The organism is Streptomyces sp. GC420, assembly GCF_009916105.1.
Lineage (GTDB): Bacteria > Actinomycetota > Actinomycetes > Streptomycetales > Streptomycetaceae > Streptomyces.
This window is the reverse complement of record NZ_JAAAXQ010000461.1, coordinates 1-5,503: the sequence shown is the minus strand read 5'-3', so window position 1 is coordinate 5,503 and position 5,503 is coordinate 1. Positions and strand designations below refer to the sequence as shown.

Annotated in this window: 5 protein-coding genes; all 5 read left to right on the top strand. The window is 72.1% G+C overall.

All coding sequences use genetic code 11. The features are described from left to right. Positions 1 to 8 precede the first annotated feature (8 nt). The 5 genes from GUY61_RS33965 (at position 9) to GUY61_RS33945 (ending at position 5,412) form a co-directional block, all read left to right on the top strand. Entirely contained in the window at positions 9 to 410 is a 402-nt protein-coding gene (locus GUY61_RS33965) for a barstar family protein (protein ID WP_166634166.1), read from the top strand. Between the two features lie 152 nt (positions 411 to 562). After that, positions 563 to 2,065 (top strand): GuaB1 family IMP dehydrogenase-related protein, encoded by a 1,503-nt coding sequence (locus tag GUY61_RS33960; protein WP_166634165.1) that lies wholly within the window; start codon positions 563 to 565, stop codon positions 2,063 to 2,065. A 308-nt stretch (positions 2,066 to 2,373) separates the two neighbouring features. Continuing rightward, positions 2,374 to 3,894 (top strand): amino acid permease, encoded by a 1,521-nt coding sequence (locus tag GUY61_RS33955; protein ID WP_313896993.1) that lies wholly within the window; start codon positions 2,374 to 2,376, stop codon positions 3,892 to 3,894. 10 nt (positions 3,895 to 3,904) lie between these two features. Further along, positions 3,905 to 4,360 carry an Lrp/AsnC family transcriptional regulator gene (locus GUY61_RS33950; protein ID WP_166634163.1) on the top strand — a complete coding sequence of 152 codons (456 nt, stop codon included), beginning with the start codon at positions 3,905 to 3,907 and terminating at the stop codon, positions 4,358 to 4,360. 251 nt (positions 4,361 to 4,611) lie between these two features. Beyond that, complete coding sequence (locus GUY61_RS33945) at positions 4,612 to 5,412, top strand: carbon-nitrogen hydrolase family protein (protein ID WP_166634162.1); 801 nt, start codon at positions 4,612 to 4,614, stop codon at positions 5,410 to 5,412. Positions 5,413 to 5,503 lie beyond the last annotated feature (91 nt).

The following is a 5,503-nucleotide window of genomic DNA, read 5'->3' as shown; positions in this document are numbered from 1 at the left end:
GTACTGAGATGACGGCCGACCCGACCGACCCGACCGGCCCGCTGGCCCCCGCGCTCGACGCCGCCCGCGCCGCCGGCCTCTCCGTCGCCGTCCTCGACCTCGGCGGAGTCCGCGGCAAGGCGGAGTTCATGGAGCGCTGCGCGCGGACACTGGGGCTGGCCGAATGGTTCGGCCGCAACTGGGACGCCCTCGCCGACTCCCTCACCGACCCGTCCACGTACCCGGCGGACGGCCGCGGGCTGCTCCTCCTCGTACGGGGCTGGCAGGAGTACGCGACGGCCCGCCCGCAGGAGTGGGGGACCGCCCTGGACGTCTTCGGCGACGCGGTGGACCGGGGCCGCGAGTCCGGCACCGGCCTGGCCGTGCTGCTCGCCCTTGGGCACGACGCAGTGAAGTCGGACGGATCGTGATCCACGTCCACGACGGGGACCGGAGGAAGCCGGTCGGCCCGCGGGCGGCTGCCGGAGGGACTTTCTGCGGAGCCGTTGGAGGATCGGACGACTGAGGTACCGGGCGTTCTGGACGATCGGCCCGGAGGGTTCGTACCGGCCCGCGTGGGAGAATGAAGTACGTGCTGTTCCCCGGCTGCTCTGCCGGGGCCCTTCGATTTCCGGGATGCCCGCACGTGCGATTCCTCAATGACATCAAGCCTCCGTACGACCTGACGTACGACGACGTGTTCATGGTGCCGAGCCGGTCGGCCGTCGGCTCCCGGCAGGACGTGGACCTGGCTGCCCCCGACGGGACGGGGACGACGATCCCCCTGGTCGTCGCGAACATGACCGCGATCGCGGGCCGCCGGATGGCGGAGACCGTGGCCCGCCGCGGCGGGCTCGTGGTGATCCCCCAGGACATCCCGATCGACGTCGTCACCGAGGTCGTCTCCTGGGTCAAGACCCGGCACCTCGTGCTGGACACCCCGATCGTCCTGTCACCGCACCAGACCGTCGCCGACGCCCTGTCACTGCTGCCCAAGCGCGCGCACGGCGCCGGAGTCGTGGTCGACGCCGACGGGCGGCCCGTCGGCGTCGTCACCGAGCACGACCTGACCGGTGTGGACCGCTTCACCCAGGTGTCCGAGGTCATGTCGCGGGACCTGCTGCTGATCGACGCCGACATCGACCCGCGCGAGGCCTTCAACCGGCTGGACGGCGCCAACCGCAAGCTGGCCCCGGCCGTCGACGCCGAGGGCCGCCTCGCCGGCATCCTGACCCGCAAGGGCGCCCTGCGTGCCACCTTGTACACCCCGGCCACCGACGCACGCGGACGGCTGCGGATCGCCGCCGCCGTCGGCATCAACGGCGATGTGGCGGGCAAGGCCAAGCAACTCCTCGACGCGGGCGTGGACGCCCTCGTCGTGGACACCGCGCACGGCCACCAGGAGTCCATGATCAGCGCGATCGGGGCTGTCCGCGCACTCGGCCCGCGGGTCCCGGTCGTGGCCGGCAACGTCGTGGCCGCGCAGGGCGTGCGCGACCTGATCGAGGCCGGCGCCGACATCGTCAAGGTCGGGGTCGGCCCCGGCGCCATGTGCACGACGCGGATGATGACCGGCGTGGGCCGGCCGCAGTTCTCGGCGGTTCTCGAATGCGCCGCCGAGGCGAAGAAGCTCGGCAAGCACGTCTGGGCCGACGGCGGCGTGCGGCACCCGCGCGACGTCGCGATGGCGCTGGCCGCCGGAGCCTCCAACGTGATGATCGGCTCCTGGTTCGCCGGGACGTACGAGTCGCCGGGCGACCTGCAGCACTCCGCCGACGGACGTCCGTACAAGGAGTCGTTCGGCATGGCCTCGGCGCGTGCCGTGCGCAACCGCACCAGCGAGGAATCGGCGTACGACCGGGCCCGCAAGGGCCTGTTCGAGGAGGGCATCTCCACCTCGCGGATGTTCCTCGACCCGGGCCGCCCGGGCGTCGAGGACCTGATCGACTCGATCATCGCGGGCGTTCGCTCGTCCTGCACCTACGCGGGCGCCGGCTCGCTGGAGGAGTTCGCCGAGAAGGCGATCGTGGGCATCCAGAGCGCCGCTGGGTACGCCGAGGGCAAGCCGCTGCACGCGAGCTGGTAGGCGCGGGCCCGGCCGGAGCCCGCCCGGAACGGATGGGACGGCCTCCGCCCCGGGCCGGACCGCCCAGGACCGGCACCGTCCCCCCAGGACCGGCACCGTCCCCCCAGGACCGGCACGGTCCCGCACCGGACCGGGGCCGGACGGGCCGCCACGCAAGAGTGCCGCGGTACCCGTGCAATGAACGCACGCGTGTCGCGGCCGCGCGCAATGATCGGTCGCCGATGCGCAAGGTTGCTTCATTACGGACGCGAATGCCCAGCTCATAGGGTTCTGCGACGTACCCGCAGAGCTCGATGAGGAGTCGCCGAGTGTCCGATCACGGCACCACCGCACCACCGCGCACCGACCACCCGGGCGCTCCACCCGCATCACCGGCCTCGTCGCCCTACACCGCGGCGGGCGGTCTCGGCACCCGCCTCATGCGCCGCAAGCCGGTGGAGCAGCTCGTCGCGGAGGGCGGACGGGGCGACGGCGGATTCCTGCGCCGCACCCTCGGCATGTGGCAGCTGACGATGATCAGCATCGGCGCCACGCTGGGCACGGGCATCTTCGTCGTGCTGGGCGAGGCGGTCCCCAAGGCCGGTCCCGCGGTCACCGTCTCCTTCGTGATCGCCGGACTGACCGCGCTGTTCTCCGCCCTGTCCTACGCCGAACTCGCGGGCACCATCCCGGTCTCGGGCTCCTCGTACTCGTACACCTACGCCACCATGGGCGAGCTCGTCGCCTGGGTCTGCGGGTGGTGCCTGATCCTCGAGTACGGAGTGTCGGTCGCCGCGGTCGCGGTCGGCTGGGGCGAGTACCTCAACGAACTGCTCGACGGAACCCTCGGGTTCACCATCCCGGCGGCGCTGTCCGCACCGCCGGGCGACGGCGGGCTCTTCAACCTGCCCGCACTGATCGTGGTGCTGCTGGCCATGGCGTTCCTGCTCGGCGGGGCCAGGGAGAGCGCGCGGGCCAACACCGTGATGGTCGCGGTCAAGGTCGCGGCACTGCTGCTGTTCTGCCTGGTCGGTCTGCAGGGACTGCGCTCCGGCAACTACGAGGACTTCATGCCGCTCGGCATGGCCGGTGTCAGCGCGGCCGGCGCCACGCTGTTCTTCTCGTACATCGGCTTCGACGCCGCCTCCACCGCGGGCGAGGAGGCCAGGAACCCTCAGCGGGACCTGCCGCGCGCCATCATGCTGTCGCTGGTCATCGTCACCGCGCTGTACGTGCTGGTCGCGGCCGTGGCGGTGGGCGCGAGCCCGTGGGAGAGGTTCGGCGGCTCCGAGGCGGCGCTCGCCGGGATCATGAACGAGGTGACCGGGCAGAGCTTCTGGGGCACGCTCCTCGCCGCCGGCGCGGTGATCGCCATCGCGAGCGTGGTGCTGACAGTGCTGTACGGACAGACCCGGATCCTCTTCGCGATGTCCCGGGACGGGCTGGTGCCGAAGTTCTTCGCCCGGGTCCACCCGCGCACCGGAGCCCCGCGCGCCAACACGGTCGTCGTCTCGCTGTTCTGCGGGGTCCTGGCCGCAGCCGTGCCGCTGGGGCAGCTGGCCGACGCGACGAGCATCGGCACCCTGTTCGCGTTCGCACTCGTCAACGTCGCCGTGGTGGTGCTGCGGCGGACCCGGCCGGACATGGCCCGGACCTTCCGCGTGCCGTTCTCGCCGGTGCTGCCCGCGATCGGCTTCGCCTTCTGCTGCTGGATGATGCTGAGCCTCGGCGCGGCCACCTGGCTCGTCTTCGGACTCTGGATGGCGGCCGGTCTCGTGTTCTACTTCGGGTACGGCATGCGGCGCTCGCGCCTGGCAACCGGCTCGGACTCCCACACCTCACAGAAGTGAACCACCCGCAGTGCGACTGAACGATCTCGACGAACGCATCGTCCACGCCCTGGCCGAGGACGCCCGCCGTTCCTACGCGGACATCGGCGCCGAGGTCGGCCTGTCCGCGCCCGCGGTGAAGCGGCGCGTGGACCGGCTGCGGGCCGAGGGCGTCATCACCGGGTTCACCGTACGGGTGGACCCGGTGGCCATGGGCTGGGAGACCGAGGGCTACATCGAGATGTACTGCCGGAGGAACACCTCGCCCGAGGCGATCCACCGCGGACTGTCGCGCTACCCCGAGGTGGCGTCGGCGTCCACGGTCACCGGCGACGCGGACGCCCTCGTCCAGGTCTTCGCCGCCGACATGCGGCACTTCGAGCGGGTGCTGGAGCGGATCGCCGGGGAGCCGTTCGTGGAGCGCACGAAGTCGGTGCTCGTGCTGTCGCCGCTGCTGCGCCGCTACACGTCGGGGTCGCCCGCCTGAGGCGCGCCGCGGGCGCCCCGGCCCCGCCCGCGGCGTCGTGCCCGCCCGCTGCGTCGTACAAGGCGCGGATCCGTGCCGGTCCGCGATCCGTGCCGGTCCGCGGCCCGGGCGCCGGGCCCGCGCAACGAATCGCCGGAATGCCGATCCGAGGCACAACGAATCGCACAGGGACCCGCAACGGACACGCCTTGTCGGGGGTCGGGGCGAACCGTACCTTCGAATCATTCCCCGAACGGTCTTCTCACCGAGGTATGTCCATGCTGCGCACCGCCCTGCTTCAGAGTTCCGGCACTCCGGGCGATGTCGCCAAGAACCTGGAGGCGCTGGACGCAGCCGCGGCCTCCGCGGCGGCCGGGGGGGCCGGGCTTCTGGTCGCCCCCGAGATGTTCCTGACCGGATACGCGGTCGACGTTCCCGCGCTGGCGGAACCGGCGGACGGTCCGGGGGCCCGCGCCGTGGCGGAGATCGCGGAACGGCACGGGATCGCCGTCCTGTACGGCTACCCGGAGCGCGCGGGGGAACGGGTCTTCAACTCCGCGCGGCTCGTCGGCCGGGGCACGTCCGCCGGATACCGCAAGACGCATCTGTACGGGTGCTTCGAGCGCGAGTCCTTCACACCGGGGGACAACCCGGTCGTGCAGGCCGAACTGGACGGGCTGCGGATCGGGATCATGATCTGCTACGACGTCGAGTTCCCGGAGAACGTACGGGCCCACGCGCTCGCGGGGACCGATCTGCTGCTGGTGCCGACCGCCCAGATGCATCCGTACCAGTTCGTCGCCGAGTCCCTGGTCCCGGTGCGGGCCTTCGAGAACCAGATGTACGTCGCGTACGTCAACAGGGTCGGTCCCGAGGGCGGGTTCGACTTCGTGGGGCTCAGCTGCCTGGCCGGGCCCGACGGCGTCGCCAGGGTGCGGGCCGGGCGCGCGGAGGAACTGGTGATGGGGGACGTCGACCCCGGCCTCCTGGCGGCCTCCCGCAACACCAACCCCTATCTGGGCGACCGCAGGCCGGGTCTCTACGGGGCCCTCGTACGGTCCTCCGACCGATGAGCCGCTGAGCTCCTTTCCGGCCTCGCGCCCACGGGCAGCCGGGCCGCCCAGCCCTCCGGGCCCCGGACCCGTGAACGCCGGACCCGTGAAC

Bases quoted from the DNA above. Each gene is read 5' to 3' on its own strand.
- GUY61_RS33960 (WP_166634165.1), top strand. From the start codon at position 563: ATGAAGTACGTGCTGTTCCCCGGCTGCTCTGCCGGGGCCCTTCGATTT.
- GUY61_RS33945 (WP_166634162.1), top strand. From the start codon at position 4,612: ATGTCCATGCTGCGCACCGCCCTGCTTCAGAGTTCCGGCACTCCGGGC.
- GUY61_RS33965 (WP_166634166.1), top strand. From the start codon at position 9: ATGACGGCCGACCCGACCGACCCGACCGGCCCGCTGGCCCCCGCGCTC.